The organism is Myxococcus stipitatus DSM 14675 (assembly GCF_000331735.1).
In the GTDB taxonomy this organism is placed as follows: domain Bacteria; phylum Myxococcota; class Myxococcia; order Myxococcales; family Myxococcaceae; genus Myxococcus; species Myxococcus stipitatus.
The window spans coordinates 1811515-1826840 of sequence record NC_020126.1 but is presented as its reverse complement, the minus strand read 5'-3'; the positions used below and the strand labels follow the sequence as shown (position 1 = coordinate 1826840).

Sequence of the window (15326 nt, the reverse complement as noted above, 5' to 3'; positions counted from 1 at the left end):
ACGGACGGAAGTACCTCCCTGCTTCCTCCTCGACCGGCCAGCACCCCCGCCAGCCTGGAGGCCCCGCCTTGAACCGGGCCTCCCTCATGGAGTCGGGACGGGGCTCCTCGCCGGCGCGCGCCGGCTCAGCTGAACGCGGGACCGTCGTTCCGCGGGTCCTCGCCGTCTTCGGACTCCTCTTCGTCCTCGTCGTCGATGACGGCGGCAGCGGCCACGGAGCCCGCGGCGACCTTGCGCGCCGCCAGATGGCTGCGCACCTGCACCGCCGACTCGACCAGCCCCAAAGCGAGGTAGGCACCACAGAACGCCACCAGCAACCATGCCGGGTGGTACTGCGTCGCGATGCCCACACCGCCCAGCACCATCAGCATGAACACCGCAGCGCTCTTGCGGCTGGGCCGCGTGTCCTTGAACGTGCGGTAGCGCACGGTCGACACCATCAACAGCGACAAGCCCGCAACCGCCACGGCGACGGGCACGTAGGCCGACTCGCGCAGCGGCTCACCTTGGGACGCCGCATGGTGCGAGATGATGACGGACACCAGCATGCCCGCGGCGAGGGGAATCGGAAGGCCCACGAAGAAGCGGCCCCCGCCTCCATGCGGATTGCGCGCCGCCAACACGTTGAAGCGCGCCAACCGCAGCGCACCACACGCGGCGAACGCGAAGGAGATGAACAACCCAACGAAGCCCAGCGGAGCCAACGCCCACTTGTAGACCAGCAGCGCGGGGGCCGCCCCGAAGGAGACCACATCCGCCAGGCTGTCGAGCTGAACGCCGAAGTCGCTCTGCGTCTTCGTCAGCCGCGCGACGCGACCATCGAAACCGTCGAAGAACATCGCGAAGAAGATGGCCAGTGCGGCCTGGTAGAGCTGGACGGGTCCTGCTTCCCCGGCGCACAACGTGAGGGCGTAGAAGCCACAGAAGATGGACGTGACAGTGAAGAGGTTCGGCAGCACGAACATCAATTTCCGTAACTTCATTGCTCCCTCGACTTCCTCTGATGCCCGTGAGTTCCTGGCAGCAGGACGGCGGGTGGACGAACCTTAGCAGGGTTTATTCGACGACGAGGAGGAGCATGCGGATGGAGGACTGGCGCTGGGTCGTGTGGGTGCTGGTCGCTGGCCTCGTGGCCGTGCTGGGGAATGTCCTCTGGGTCGTCCTGGTTCGGCGCTGGTACCGACTGCGAACACCTCTGCCCCAGGCCCTCAAGGCACGGTGCGCGGATGGGTGGGAATTGACGGTTCATGTCCGGCGCGCTCCGGTGCGACGCTTCGAGGAGCCGGTGCTGCTGTGCCACGGGCTGGCGGCGAACCGGTACACCTTCGACTTCGAGCCGCCGTACTCGGTGGCCCACTACCTGGCCGAAGCGGGCTTCGACTGCTTCAGCGTCGAGTGGCGTGGCACGGGACACTCACGGATTCCGCCACGTGGCCGTCGATACACGGACTTCAGCATCGATGACCACGTCTTCCAGGACGCCCCCGCACTGCTGGAGCTGGCGCTGAAGGAGACCGGTGCGAAGCGCGCCTTCTGGCTGGGCCACTCGCTTGGGGGACTGGTGGGGTATGCGATGGCGCAAGGCCCCGAGGGCGCGAAGCTCGCGGGGTTGATGGCGCTCGGGTCTCCGGTGCACTTCAAGTCGGAGCCCTTCCTGCGCATGCTCATCTCCATGGGAGTTCGCGCCGCATGGCCCGCACGCTTCCGGCAGGAGTGGATGAGCGCGAGCCTTGCGCCATTCCTGGGCTACGTGACACTTCCCCTGTCGGACCTGATTGTGAATCCGCAGCACATCCCGCCGCGCATCCAGCGGCAGGTCTCCGCGAACATGATGTCGTCCATGAGCCGCAAGGTCCTGCTCCAGTTCCAGGACTGGATTGAGCACGACGCGTTCCGCTCGTTCGACCGCACTCAGGACTGGCGCGCGGGCATCAGCCGCCTCGAGATCCCCATCCTCGTCATGGGCGGCAGCGCGGACCGGCTCGCCACCTCGGAGAACCTGAAGAGCCAGTTCGACCTCATCACGGCCCAGGACCGCGCCCTTCATGTGTTCGGGAAGGACCGAGGAGACGTGCAGGACTACGGGCACGGAGACCTCATGTTCGGCAGCGGCGCTCCCACGGAGGTGTATCCCGTCATCCGTGAGTGGTTGGTGGCGCATGCGACCTCGTGGACTCCTGAGGCGTCTTCCTGAGTTTTCAGCGCGGGCCTGGCACGGCCTCGGTCGCGAGGCGCTCCACGCACGGTGCAGCCATGCCTCGGTCATCGTCCGTGTGCACGCGCCCCAGCTTCACTCGGGTGTCGCCCGTGCACTCGACGGAGACGAGCCCCCGCCGAGTCTTTCGCGCGATGAGCGCATCCACTCGCAGCTCGCCTCCCGCCATCGCCGCGAGGGCTGCTTCCTGGGTGCCTCGTGCTTCAACACCTGTCGCATCCAGACGCGCACGGGTGTCCACCGCGAGCGCTGACTGGCCGCAGCGGCTGAGCTCCGCGTCTCGCAACACGACTCGCGCATTCTGCGCCGCGAAGACACACGCGCCCGCGGTCTCTCGCACGACCGCGTTCTCCACCTCCGCGCGAACCTGACGCAGGTGCAGGCCCTCTCCGGTGATGCCATCGTTCGAACGCACGCTTGCCACGGTGATGCCGCGCAGTTCGAGGCTTCCGCCTACAGCGACGACTCCGTACTCCGTGGCGCCCTCCACGCGCAGGCGCCGTGCCTTCACTTCCGAGCCCGAGAAGTGAAGTGCTCCGTGGCTGCCGCTGTCACGCACCACCACGTCTTCGAGCAGGACGCCCGTCGATGCACCGACGCTCAGCCCCGCACGAGTGGCCCCCACGGAGAGGAGGCCGCGAACCTCGAGCCGAGGCACGCGCATGGCGGAGACACTCACCTCGTGGCCTCTCGCCCGCACGTCCTCCAGGGACATGACGCCCTCCACCACCGAGAACGCAGTGCCTTGGTGCCCCTCCGCGACCGAGTGACGAATCTCGGCGTGCCCGCCGTCCATCCCTACCGCGGTCACCGCGCCCAGGAAGCGGATGTCCTTCAGTGTTGCGCGAGCCTCGGGACCTCGGATTCGGACCGCGCGCCGGAAGGGGCCCGTGAAGGTCACGCCCGACAACCAGGCCTCCTGGCGAGGTGGCCCGGAGGACTTCACTGGGCCGCGGCCCCGTTCCTCCTTCGGGGACCAACCTGAGGTCTCGCCACCTGTGTATCCCGTGGGCAACGCAGTTCCTTGAAGCGCCGCGTCCCCCGCCACCACGCGCATTGAGGGGAGTTGTCGCGCATCCTGTGGAACTGGCGCATCCCTCGCCCCTACGCGCGCCGCCGCTTCACCCTGTGCCCTTTTCGACCTGACCTGTCGCGCATCCCGTGGCGCCGGCGCCTCCTGAGTCCCCGCTCGTGCGGCCCCGTCCTCCACGGTGCCGTCCAGCAGGACGCCCACGGTCTCTCCCGAGGTCTCGAAGCGCGTTTGCGCCGCCTCGAACCTTCCGGACGTCACCCGCACCGCCCCCTCGCGCTGCCCCACGAAGCCCACCCGCTCCACTTGAACCTGTCCTCCGCCCGACACCTCGACGCCCCACCCACCTCCCCGCACGCTCAGATTCCGAAGCACCACCCGGCCCTCCCCAGCCACCCTCACCCCCGCCCCACCCAACACCGTCGCCGCGCCCTGCCCCTCCAACCGGACGTCACCGGAGACCTCGATGGACCCCAGGTACTCTCCGGCAGCCAGGTACACCGTCAGTGGACCCGGACGCGCCAGGGCGTCGCGCAACGAGCCCCAGGGTCTTTCCCGCGTCCCCTCCCCCTCCCCCGCCGCCGCCACGTCCACCCAGACCTCCGTCCGGAGGGCCTCCGGCCAGGGCGCGACAACGGATTCCCCGGAGGCCCCGCCACTCCGGCAGGCCCCCAGCAGGAGGATCAGCAGCGTCGGAAACGTTCGGAAGCGCACGGGAGCGGGAATCGTAGTCCATCTCCGCCAGGCCGCGCCGCGTGCGATCAGCCACACACGCCAAATGATCGAAATCACAAAGACTTTCTTTCAATGACGATCAGCCAGATTGCTTTCGCCGCGATGTTTCCGCTTGCCGTCCCCATGTCTCGAGCGCGGATTTCTCCCTCTGTCTACGCCCGGTGTTTCACCGAGCCAACTTTTCGTCCGGAGGCCGATTTTCCGGCCTCGGAACGCACTCAGCATTGACAGGGAAAAGAGCGATTTGTTACCACCGGTTGGCTTTCGCGCAATCAAGGCCAGACAACGCAGGACGGAGGGGCGTAATGACCAAGGCAGAGCTCGTCGAGGTGGTGGCGGCGCAGACACGTCTCACCAAGAAGTCGGCGGCGCAGATCCTCGACATCGTCTTCACCAACATCGGCAAGGCGGTGAAGAAGGATGCGCGCTTCAGCTACCCCGGCTTCGGCACCTGGTCTGTTCGCTCCCGCAAGGCCCGGAAGATTCGCAACCCGCAGACGAACGAGATGATGAAGCTCAAGGCGTCGAAGACCATCGGCTTCCGCCCGGCCAAGGAACTCAAGAACTCGCTGTAGTCAGCAGACTCCCTCGGTCCACGCCGCGGCGTCCCAGGGACTCGCCGTGGACCTTGAGCCCTTCAGGGGCGCTACCTCCTCGGGTGGCGCCCCTGATGCGTTGCGGGCCTCACATCCCCGTCACACCCCGAGCCACGGGCGGCATCGAGGGCCCTTCCTCCCCTTCGTCGCCCAGCGCGTCCAAGGGGTCCACCACCTGCCCATCCCGCCACAGCTCGAAGTGCAGGTGGACCCCCGTCGCGAGCCCCGTCTCTCCGGCCAGGCCCACCGCGTGGCCTCGCTCCAGGATTTCCCCCGGCTCCACCAACACCCGGGACAGGTGGCTGTAGCGCGTCAGCCAGCGCCCATCGTGCTGCACCTCCACCTGGAGGCCATGGTCGCCGTTCCAGCCCGCCCGCAGCACCACGCCCTTCGCGGCGGTGTAGACAACCTGCCCCTGCCGCGCCGCCAGGTCCACGCCCAGGTGCCGCCGCTGCTCGCCTCGAATCGGGTGCCAGCGCTGACCGAAGACGCTGGTGATGGTCACCGGGTCCACCGGCCACGCCAGCCGAGGCAGCCCGTCCACGTCCGCGGGCTGCACCAGGCGGCGCAGCTCCGACATGCGGACCGCCAGCCGCCCCACCCGCAACACCACCGCCTCCGCCAACGCCCCGGGCATGTCGCCGTACGTCCGGCCGTCCTTCTCCAGCTCGGCCTCCAGGACCGTCCGCGCCCGCTCCACGTCGCGTGCGTCCGTACGCTCCACCCCCCGCGCGAGGAACGCGTCCAGCACACCGTTCATCGCCTCCCAGCCCTCCACCTGCCCCAGCGGCATGGGCCCGCCCCGAGCCACCTTCCGGCGATGCGCCTTCGAGCGCCTCGAGAACGACACCAGCGCGTCTCGCAGCTCGTCCGAGGGCTCCGGCGCGGCCACTCGCACACGCCGGCGCGGAGGCGGCTCCTCGCTCCCACGCACCGGCGGGGGACGCGCTTCGGAGGGGGCGGGCTCCGACGTGTCGTAGACCTCGTCGAAGCTCATCTTCTGCCCCGAGCGGGTCGAGGAGCAGGCACAGACGCTGACGAGGGCAAGAAGGGGGAGTCGACGCACGGCGCTCCCGAGTCTACCACGCTCCGGAAGGGGGCTCGGCGCCCCCAGACCGCGGGGCCAGAGCCCGGGCGCAGCCTCGACGACGCGCTACGCCAGCGCCCGTCGGATGCGAGACACCGCCTCGTCGATATCCGCCGCGGAGAGGTCCAGGTGCGTCACCAGCCGCAGCGAGCGCGGTCCGCCCGCGGGGCTCGCGAGCACCCCGTGCTTCCTCAGGAGCGCCACCGCCTCCAAGGGCGGGAGGGGGAACTCCGCGAACACCATGTTCGTCTCCACGCGCGCCGCCTCCACCTTCACCCCGGGCACCTCGGCCAGCCCCGCCGCGAGCCGGCGCGCATTCGCGTGGTCCTCCGCGAGCCGCTCCACGTGATGCTCCAGCGCATACAGCGCCGCCGCGGCGAGGATGCCCGCCTGGCGCATGGCGCCGCCCAGACGCTTGCGCAGCCGGCGCGCCTCGCGGATGTGCTCCGCGCGCCCCGCCAGCACCGAGCCCACCGGCGCTCCCAACCCCTTGGAGAAACACACCGACGTCGTGTCCGTCAGCTTCGCCCACGTGGACGCCGGCACTCCCGCGGCCACCTCCGCGTTGAACAACCGCGCGCCATCCAGGTGCACCGCGAGCCCCGCCTTGCGCGCCACCTCCACCACCGCGCGGAAGCGCTCCACCGGCCACACCGCGCCACAGCCGCGATTGTGCGTGTTCTCCAGCGACAGCAGCCGCGTGCGCGGATAGTGGAAGTTGTCCTCTCGCACCGCCGCGGCGACCGACTCGGGCGTCAGCAGTCCTCGCTCTCCGGACAGGGGCTGCGGCTGCACGCCCCACAGCGCCGGAATCGCGCCGCCCTCGTAGTGCAGGATGTGGCTGCCCTCCTCGGTGAGCACCTCGTCCCCCTGCCGACAGTGCACGCCGATGGCCACCTGGTTGGCCTGCGTGCCAGAGGGCACGAAGAGCGCGGCCTCGAGACCGAGCCGCTCGGCCACTCGCGCCTCCAGCCGCAGCACCGTGGGGTCCTCGCCGTAGACGTCGTCGCCCACCTCCGCGTCCGCGATGGCTCGGCGCATTCCGGGAGTGGGCTTGGTCACGGTGTCTGAGCGAAAGTCGATAGGCTTCATGGTTCTCCCACGAGGTGGTGACAGCCAGGACTTGGGGGCACGGCAGGGGTGACATACAACGGCCGCGTGCCTGGACGTGAGACTGCAGCAGCCAAGCGTGAACGCGCGGTGAAGGTCATGGAGCGCCTGGAAGCCTCCATGCCCGACGCTCGCATCGAGCTGGACTACCAATCCCCCTTGCAGTTGCTGGTCGCGGTGATGCTCTCCGCCCAGTGCACGGACAAGCGGGTCAACATGGTCACCCCCGCTTTGTTCCAGAGATTCCCCACGGCGCGGGACTACGCGGCGGTCCAAGCTTCGGACGTGGAGCCCTTCATCCGCACGTGCGGACTGTACCGTGCCAAGGCGAAGAACATCGTCGCGACCGCGAAAATCCTGATGGAGCAACACCAGGGAGAAGTGCCCCTGCAACGCGAGCTGCTCTCCGAGCTCCCCGGCGTCGGCCGCAAGACGGCGGGCGTCGTGTGCATCCACCTGGGCGGCGACAACGCCTTCCCCGTCGACACCCACGTGAAGCGGCTGGCCTACCGGCTCGGCTTCACGACACAGGAGGACCCGGACAAGGTCGAGAAGGACATGCAGGCCGTCCTGCCTCCGGAGCGCTGGATGATGGGCCACCAGCTCCTGGTGTGGCACGGGCGGCGGACGTGCTTCGCCCGCTCCCCCGAGTGCCCACGCTGCGTCGTCGCGGACCTGTGCCCCAAGAAGGGCGTGGCGGCGTCTAGCGCGAAGCCGAAGGCGGCTGCTCGCGCGAAGCCTTGAGGCGCTTCATCCGCTTGCGGATGAACTCGCGCTTCAACGTCGAGACGTGGTCCACGAAGACGGTGCCATTCAGGTGGTCCGTCTCGTGCTGCACGGCGATGGCCAGCAGTTCGTCGCAGCGCAACGTCTGCTCGTTGCCGTCCACGTCCAGGTACTTCACCGTGACGACGGCCGCGCGGTCCACGTCCTCCGACTCACCGGGGATGGAGAGGCAGCCCTCGGTGTAGGTCGTCTCACCCTCGAGCGCGATGAGCTCCGGGTTGATCATCGCCAGGGGCTTGGCGTCGGGCTGGCGCGGCGTCGTGTCCAGGACGATGACGCGCTGGAGCACGCCCACCTGCGGCGCCGCGAGCCCCACGCCGTCGGCGGCGTACATCGTCTCGAACATGTCCTTCACCAGCGCGCGGATGGAGTCATCCACCTTCGTCACCGGCTTGGCCTTCTGCTTCAGGATGGGGTCGGGCCAGATAAGGATGTCGCGGACCATGGGTGCCCTCTTAACTCCCCGCGCCCGGAGGGGCAACCCTGGCCGGGCCGCCCCCTCTCTCAGTCGAGCAGGCTGCGCGCGTACTCGGCTCGCAACCGGTCGTCTCCGAGCGCCTGCGCCGCCTCCGACAACACGCTGCGAATCTGCTGCGCGCGGTGCTGGAGCGCCGGGTCCGGATGACCCGCGAAGCGCAGCGGGTGGAACTCAGCGGCGAGCAGCTCGTAGGCCCGCTTGACCTCCTCACCGCCCGCCGTGCGCGCAAGCCCCAGCACGGTGAAGTAGTCCGCGTCCTGAATCTCGTCGAACTTCGACTCGAGCCGACGCACATCCAGCTCGGGCGGGAAGGCGTCCGGGTCCTCGATGTTGGAGGGCTGGAGCGTGATGAGCCCCAGCGTCCTCGCCACCGAGAGCGCCTTCAGGGCCGCGTCCTGCGGAACCCCCGCCCCCAACAACAGCGCCTCCAGCGTGTGCTCGCCATCCACCTGGGACAACAGCTGGAGGTCTCTCGTCGGCAGGCCGAAGTCATCGGGTGACAGATGCAGCTCACCTCGCGTGACGCGCGCCCGGAGGCTTCCCGCGGCCTCCAGCAGGGACTCTCCTGTCAGCGTGTTGCGCAGGGCCTCGGCCAGCAGGTACAGCGGCGGACGCGTGGCCGCGGCGAGCGCCACCTCGTGCGGCGCCGGCTCCTGCACCAGGCGGTACAGCGTGGAGGGCTCCGACAACGCGTCGAGGAAGACCTGCTCCGTGTAGCGCTGCACCAGGGGCACGGACTCGGACTCGCGCAGGTAGCCTCGGCCTCGGAGCGCGTCGAGCAAGGCGCCCGTGGTGGCGCTGCGCACGAGCCGGAGCTCGCCTTCCTGCCTCGCGTCGATGAGGCCATCCGCGCGGGCCCGGTCGACCAGCGACTCTCCCGAGGCGGACGAGACGGCTCCCACCAGCGCGCCATCTCGCAGCCACAGCACGCGCAGCGCGTTCATCACCTTCAACTCGAGGCGCACCTCCATCCGCGCCTCACAGAGTCGGAGCACCAGACGGGACAGGCCTTCCTGCGTCACGCTGCCACTGCGCGAGACGGCCAGCTCGGGACGGCCCGGCGGGGCCTCCAACGGGAGCAGCGCGGCCCTCGCCTGCGCGGCGGCCTCTTCCGCTTCGCGATGCCCTCGCTCCTCGAGTTCCTGGCGCTCCCGCTCCGCGCGGACTCGCTCTTCCGCGGAGTCTGCCTCCAGCTTCGACTTCTCCGCGTGCAGCGACTCGAGGGACTTGCGTGCCTCGTCGTGCTCCGCGCGCAGCTGCGCGAGTGCAGCCTCGCGCTGCTGGAGTTGGGATTGAAGCTGCGTGAGCTGCTCCGTGAAGCGCGCGGACTCCGACTGGAGGCGGGACTCCGCTTCGCTTCGCGCCTGGGTCTGCTCGGCGATGCGGGACTCGGCTTCGGCGCGCTGACGGGCTTCCACGTCCAGGCGGACTTCCAGCGCCGTGCGATGACGGCCTTCCGTCTTGGCTTTTGCTTCCGCCTCGGACTGGGCTTGCTGGGCCTTCAGGGCTCGGGCCTCCGCTTCGGCACGGACCGCGGCCTCGGCCTGGGCTCGGGCTTCCGCCGACTCGGAGCGCTTCGACTCCGACTCCGCTCGGGCCTCCGCCGCGACTCGCTGCTGCTCGGCCGATGCCGACCTCGCCTCGGCTTCGGCTCGCAGCTTCGACTCGGCTTCGACTCTCGCTTCGGCTTCGGCTCGGCGCTGAGACTCGGACTCCGTCTGCTCGTCGGCCTCGGCCCTCGCCTGCGACTCCAGCGCGGCCTTCGCTTCGGCGTCGGCTCGCAGCTTCGACTCGGCTTCGGCTCTTGCTTCGGCTTCGGCTCGTTGCTGGGACTCCGCTTCGGCCCTGGCTTCGGCTTCGGCTCGTTGCCGGGACTCGGCTTCGGCTCTTGCTTCGGCTTCGGCTCGTTGCCGGGACTCGGCTTCGGCTCTTGCTTCGGCTTCGGCTCGTTGCTGGGACTCGGCTTCGGCTCTTGCTTCGGCTTCGGCTCGCAGCTTCGCTTCGGACTCGGCTCTTGCCTCGGACTCTTCGCTCTCGCTGGCGGTGAGCTCCGCTCGCGTCTCCGAGGCCGTGCGCTCCTTGGCTTCGGAGGCGGCTCTCGCCTCGGCTTCGCCCCGTCGCTTCGCTTCAGCCTCGGCCTTCTCCTCGGCTTCGACTCGCAGCTTCGCTTCGGACTCGGCCCTCTCCTCTGCCTCTGCCCGTGCCAGCGCTTCGAGCTCGGCCTTTGCTTCAGCCTCCGCTCGGCGCTTCGACTCGGCCTCCGCTTTCTCCTCGGCTTCGGTCCTCGCCTGCGCTTCGAGCTCCGCCAGCACTTCGGCCTCGGCTCGGAGCTTTGCTTCGGACTTCGCAGTCTCTTCGGCCTCGGTTCGGGATTGGGACTCCAGCTCCGCGAGCAGCTCCGCGTCCGCTCGCAGCTTGGACTCGGACTCCGCTCGGGCCTCGGCCTCGGCGCGGGCCTGGACGGCCTCTTCCAATCGCTCTCGCGACTCCGACGCGGCCTGAGACTCCAGCTCCGCGAGCGCGTGGACCTCCGCCTTGGCTCGCGACTCGGCTTCCTCTCGCGCTCGACCTTCGGACTCCGCTCGGGCCTCGGCTTCCTCTCGCGCGCGGGACTCCAGCTCCCACTGCGCCTCCGCCTCCGCCCTCGCTCGCGACTCCGTCTTCAGGCGCGACTCCAGCTCCACTCGCGCCGCCTCCACCGCCGCCGCGCGTGCCTCCACTTCCGCTCGCGCCAGCGCCTCCGCCCCCGTCCTCGCCTCCGCTTCGACCAGCGCCACTTCCACCGACTTCACTCGCGCTTCCAGACCTCGACGCTCCCGCACCTCCGACTCGGCCCGGGTCTCCGCATCGACCCGCCCGGCCGCCTCGGACTCGAAGCGGAGCTCGATTTCCTTCAGCGCCTGCGTCGCCGCGGCAGCTCGCGTCTCGGCCTCCTCATTCTCCAGCTCCAACTGCTGGAGCTTCGACTCCAGCTCCACCAGTCGCGACTGCGCCTGCGCGCGCGCCAGCCCCTCCTGGTCCGCGCGCTCCTGCGCATCATCCCTCGCGAGGAGCGCGTCCTTCGCTTGCAGCGCGCCCTTCTCCAGCGCCTCCACTCGCTCGCGACCTAGCTCCGTCGCCTCCGTCTTCACCGCGTCCAGCAGGGTCCGCAGCTCGATGAAGTCCTGCTCTCGCGCATCGATGCGCTCCAGCGTCGCCTTCGCGGTGGCTTCCACCTCGGCCCGCGCACGGGTCTCGGCTTCCACCCTGGACTCGGCTTCGACAAGCCTCGTCTGGAGACCACTCAGCTCCTCGCGCAGGACTCCCACTTCCGTGCCGCTGCGGAGGTCCAGGTCGGCTTCGCGCCGCCTCGCCATCTCCAGCTCGGCGTCGAACTCGCGGCGCTGACGCTCTCCCTTGACTCGCTCGTCCTCGAGCTGGTGCTCCACCTCCGCTCGGAGCGTCGCCTCTCGCGAGTGCTCCTCTTCCAGCCCGTCGAGACGCGACTGGAGGGACTCGAGGCGCCGCTCGGCGTCCTGGCGAAGTCCGGCCTCCTGCTCCAAGGAGTCCTTCAGCGTGTGGACTCGCTCGTGTGCTTCCTCGAGCTGACGCTCGAAGTCCTCCTGACTCACCGTGCTCTCGGCGGGCGGTGGCTCCTCACCGATGGAGGTTGTCGTCGCATCGGGCTCGTTGGAGTCGAACCCTTGCTCGGGGGTCTCCTCCATCAGCGTCAACGAATCCGCCGGCGACGACGCTTCCTCGGTAGCGCCTTCCGCGTTCGAGTCGAACCAGCCCTCGCTTGCGGACGGCTGGACGGGCAAGGCCGCTTCGGGCTCCGCGTCGAACCACCCCGCGGAGACATCCATCGAGGGGGACGCGGGAGGCACGTTCGCGATCGCGCTTCCGCGCGGGTCCTCGCTGCCTTCGTCCAAGAAGGCAACGGGCGCTTCGGGCTCCAGTGCTTGCTCCACGCTGCTGGAGGCCACCGCATGCTGAATCGAGTCCGTTCCGGCTTCGGACAGGACCATGCCGAACACGGGTGTCTCACGACTCGGCTTCAGGTTTGCCCAGGGAGTGGTGTCCTCGGTCGCCAGCGGCGCTTCCGGGCGAGGAGAGTCATCTTCCGCCGACGTCTCCGCGCCATCCTCCTCGCGCACCTTGGCTTGCAGCTCCGCCTCCAGCACGTCCCAGGGCGAAGCGGGGAGCGACTCTTCTTCCGCGGGTGCGTCAGGCTCGGACTCCGCCACGGGAGGCGTCTCGCGCGGCTCGGCGACCAACGCGCCTTCGCTCCCGCCTCCAGTCAGCGCGGTCTCGACTTCGGGGTCTGGTGGCAACTCCGTCCACGCCCCTGAGTCCAGTGGCTCCGCCACCCGAGGACCATCTCCCCGCATCGCCGCCAGCTCCGCTTCGGCCGCGGAGAGCGCATCGTCGTGCGAGGGCTCGGGTGCATCGACATCGAAGAAGCCCTCTTCACCCAGCCGAGGTGCCAGGGCCACGGGCCTCGAGACGGGGACGGAGACAGGTTCCTCTGTCCACGCGAGCTTCCCCACGGGCAGCGGCTCCTGCTCCGCTTCAGCCCCCGCAGATGCGGCCCTCCACTCCGCCAGCGCGGCGACCTCGGGCGAGTTCACGCCGTAGAGGACTGTCGAAGGTCCGCTCGCGCCACCACCTTCCGCCATCGCGTTCGAGAATCCCTGCGAGAACACGTCACCGGTACTTCCGGTGGACCTCTCGAAGGGGGCCTCGGCGCCATACGCGGCATCCACTGCGGCAGCGTCCATCGCCTCCGCAGTGCTTCCGTCACCGCCTGAGTCCTGTAAGCCCGCGGCCTCGAAGGGGTCCGGGGTCAGCGCTCCGGGTGCGAAGCCCTCGTGCGCATCTGCGCCTTCGGTGGCGTATCCCGCTGAGGTGTCTACGGCATCGCTGGTCGTGGATTCGCGCTCAGCGCCCCACGCGTGTGCACCCGCACCGTGCTCGCTCGCGGACTGGCCTTCCTCGTTCCAGGCCTGCTGACTTGAATCCCCTGGTGAGGCGGCCGCGCTGTACTCACTCGCGAGATGGCTCTCCGCGCTCCAGGCTCGAGTGTCCGGGCCCGCGGCATCGTCGTCCGCGCTCCAGCCTTGCGAACCGTCTGACGCGTCCGCGCCGTGACTGTCTGCGGGATTGCCTTCTGGACTCCAGGCTTGAGTGCTCGCGGAGACATCCGCGCCGTACTCATTCGCGGGATTGCGCTCATCACCCCAAGCTTGCGCATCCGCACCATGCACGCCGGACGGATTGGCCTCATCAGCCCAGCCTTGCGCGTCCGATGAAGGACCCGAATCAGGTGAGCTGGAGGCTTGGGCCTCGGGACTCCAGGATTGCGTGTCCCCTGAGGCAGCCGCGCCGTCCTCAGTTGCTGGATTGCGCTCTGCGCTCCAGCCTTGTGCGTCACCTGAAGCATCCGCGCCGTGCGCGATGGAGGCACCTGCCTCCGTGCTCCACGCTTGCTGTTCCGACGCAGTATCCGCGCCGTGCGCGGCTGAGGCATCGGCCTCGCCACCCCAGCCTTGCGCGACACCTGAAGCATCCGCGTCGTGCGTGCCGGAAGCATCGGCCCCCGCACTCCACGCTTGCGCATCCGATGAAGCATCCGCGCCGTGCGCGATGGAGGCACCTGCCTCCGCACTCCACGCTTGCGCATCCGATGAAGCATCCGCGCCGTGCGAGATGGACGCATCCGCGCCCCAGGCTTGCGCATCCGACGCAGCAGTCACGTCATGCGTGCCGGAAGCAGATCCCTCTGCATCCCAGGCTTGCGCATCCGACGCAGCATCCGCTCCGTAAGTGCCGGAAGCATCTCCCTCCGCACCCCACGCTTGCGCATCCGACGCAGCATTTGCGTCGTAGGTACCGGAAGCATCACCCTCTGCGCTCCACCCTTGCTGTTCCGACGCAGCATCCGCGCCGGAAGCATCGCCCTCTGCACTCCACGATTGCTGTTCCGACGCAGCATTCGCGCCGGAAGCATCGCCCTCTGCGCTCCACGCTTGCTGTTCCGACGCAGCATTCGCGCCGGAAGCATCGCCCTCTGCGCTCCACGCTTGCTGTTCCGACGCAGCATTCGCGCCGTGCGTGCCGGACTCCGCACTCCACGCCTGCGCGTCCGACGCAGCATCCGCGCCAGAAACATCAGCCTCCGCGCTCCACGCTTGCTGTTCCGACGCAGCATCCGCGCCAGAAGCATCTCCCTCCGCATTCCACGCCTGCGCGTCCGACGCAGCATCCGCGCCAGAAGCATCAGCCTCCGCCCCCCAGGATTGGGCGTCCCCTGCGGCATCCGTGTCTGGCGTGCCGCTGGCCGTGCTCTCGGCGCTCCAGGAGTGCTCCGCCCCAGAATCCTCCGCGTGCTGCATACCGGCGGCAGTGCTCTCGCCCCAGCCCCGCGCGGCCTCTGAAGCGTCTCCCGCTCGAGAGTCCGCGGCATCCTCATCCCCGCCGTACTCCCCTCCAGCGCTCCCCGCCTCACCCTCCGGCACATCCCCACCGGAATCGCCCTCTGCCCGGAACACCTCTCCCGCTGGCAGCGCGCTCCCATCGAAACCTTCACTCCCTCCACCCACCGCCGCCGCGCCCCAGTCCTCCCCGCCCCCCGCCAGCGCCGACTGACTGGAGGCCAGCGCCGCGGCCGCCGCCTCTTGATTCGCCTGCTCCAGCGCCGCCCGCACGTCCAACGTCGAGCGGAGCTGCTGCTCCTCCGCCCTCGCCGTGCGCTCCTCGCGCGTCATCGCCGCCAGTTCCCAGTCCGCCTGATGCAACGGCGCCAGGTCCCCGAACAGCGCATTCGCCAGCGTGGCGTCTCCCGCCACCGCCCCCGGCGCCGTCGCGTGCCACGCCTCCGCGTCCTCCCCTCCCCGCCCCTCCTCCCCCCCCACCCCCACCAGCGTCCGGTTCTCCAGGACATGCCAGGCGTCCGCCTCCGACGGGGCCCGAAGAACCGAGTCCACCAACGCCACGAAGTTCGTCCCATCGAGCGGCAGCGGCGCCACCGGCGCACTGAACCCCGCGATGGACTCGCCCAACAACAACACCCGCGCCGTCTTGCCGTCCGGATGCTGGAGCAGTTCCTCCAGCACCAGCCGGCCTCGGCCGCTCTCGACGCCTGGCGCCAACACAATCAGCGCCGGCAGGTGGTATCCGTAAGCAATCAGCGCATCCGCGGCGGAGGTCGCGAGGATGACCTCGTGCCCGCTACGGGTGAGCAGGCGCCGCACTGCGGCGATGGTGGCGATGTCGTCGTGGACGAGGAGGACCGGTGCGCCCATGGGGGG

9 protein-coding genes are annotated in these 15326 nt (G+C 69.4%); 3 read left to right on the top strand and 6 right to left on the bottom strand.

Annotated elements, in window-relative coordinates; translation table 11 throughout:
* Positions 1–125 precede the first annotated feature (125 nt).
* A complete protein-coding gene (gene pssA, locus MYSTI_RS07250; RefSeq protein ID WP_015347067.1) occupies positions 126–983 on the bottom strand; it encodes a CDP-diacylglycerol--serine O-phosphatidyltransferase in 858 nt (285 codons plus the stop codon).
* Positions 984–1084: 101 nt separating this feature from the next.
* On the opposite strand from pssA, the gene MYSTI_RS07245 reads away from it, so the two are divergent.
* Positions 1085–2194, top strand: a complete 1110-nt coding sequence (locus MYSTI_RS07245) for an alpha/beta fold hydrolase (protein ID WP_015347066.1) — start codon at positions 1085–1087, stop codon at positions 2192–2194.
* A gap of 4 nt (positions 2195–2198) precedes the next feature.
* Here the strand turns inward: MYSTI_RS07245 and MYSTI_RS07240 are convergent, their stop codons facing one another.
* Complete coding sequence (locus tag MYSTI_RS07240; RefSeq protein WP_015347065.1) at positions 2199–3959, bottom strand: right-handed parallel beta-helix repeat-containing protein; 1761 nt, start codon at positions 3957–3959, stop codon at positions 2199–2201.
* A gap of 326 nt (positions 3960–4285) precedes the next feature.
* Here MYSTI_RS07240 and MYSTI_RS07235 point away from each other — a divergent pair, with 326 nt between their 5' ends.
* Entirely contained in the window at positions 4286–4555 is a 270-nt protein-coding gene (locus tag MYSTI_RS07235; RefSeq protein WP_002635502.1) for an HU family DNA-binding protein, read from the top strand.
* A 109-nt stretch (positions 4556–4664) separates the two neighbouring features.
* Here the strand turns inward: MYSTI_RS07235 and MYSTI_RS07230 are convergent, their stop codons facing one another.
* Both MYSTI_RS07230 and ltaE read right to left on the bottom strand, forming a co-directional pair.
* Positions 4665–5642, bottom strand: a complete 978-nt coding sequence (locus MYSTI_RS07230; RefSeq protein WP_015347064.1) for a M23 family metallopeptidase — start codon at positions 5640–5642, stop codon at positions 4665–4667.
* Between the two features lie 87 nt (positions 5643–5729).
* Positions 5730–6755 carry a low-specificity L-threonine aldolase gene (gene ltaE, locus MYSTI_RS07225; protein WP_015347063.1) on the bottom strand — a complete coding sequence of 342 codons (1026 nt, stop codon included), beginning with the start codon at positions 6753–6755 and terminating at the stop codon, positions 5730–5732.
* 48 nt (positions 6756–6803) lie between these two features.
* Between ltaE and nth the strand changes: the two genes are divergently transcribed.
* Positions 6804–7517, top strand: coding sequence for an endonuclease III (gene nth, locus MYSTI_RS07220; RefSeq protein ID WP_015347062.1), 714 nt, complete (start codon positions 6804–6806; stop codon positions 7515–7517).
* Here the strand turns inward: nth and def are convergent.
* A complete protein-coding gene (gene def / locus MYSTI_RS07215) occupies positions 7477–8004 on the bottom strand; it encodes a peptide deformylase (RefSeq protein ID WP_015347061.1) in 528 nt (175 codons plus the stop codon). The two genes, nth and def, sit on opposite strands and share 41 nt — an antisense overlap.
* A gap of 59 nt (positions 8005–8063) precedes the next feature.
* The gene (locus MYSTI_RS45250) at positions 8064–15320 is read right to left on the bottom strand and encodes a DnaJ domain-containing protein (RefSeq protein WP_015347060.1); all 7257 of its coding nucleotides are present in this window, start codon (positions 15318–15320) and stop codon (positions 8064–8066) included.
* Between the last annotated feature and the right edge of the window lie 6 nt (positions 15321–15326).

Excerpts from the sequence above, each read along its gene's own strand:
- pssA (WP_015347067.1), bottom strand. The coding sequence starts at position 983 with ATGAAGTTACGGAAATTGATGTTCGTGCTGCCGAACCTCTTCACTGTC.
- MYSTI_RS07245 (WP_015347066.1), top strand. The coding sequence starts at position 1,085 with ATGGAGGACTGGCGCTGGGTCGTGTGGGTGCTGGTCGCTGGCCTCGTG.
- MYSTI_RS07235 (WP_002635502.1), top strand. The coding sequence starts at position 4,286 with ATGACCAAGGCAGAGCTCGTCGAGGTGGTGGCGGCGCAGACACGTCTC.
- ltaE (WP_015347063.1), bottom strand. The coding sequence starts at position 6,755 with ATGAAGCCTATCGACTTTCGCTCAGACACCGTGACCAAGCCCACTCCC.
- def (WP_015347061.1), bottom strand. The coding sequence starts at position 8,004 with ATGGTCCGCGACATCCTTATCTGGCCCGACCCCATCCTGAAGCAGAAG.
- MYSTI_RS45250 (WP_015347060.1), bottom strand. The coding sequence starts at position 15,320 with ATGGGCGCACCGGTCCTCCTCGTCCACGACGACATCGCCACCATCGCC.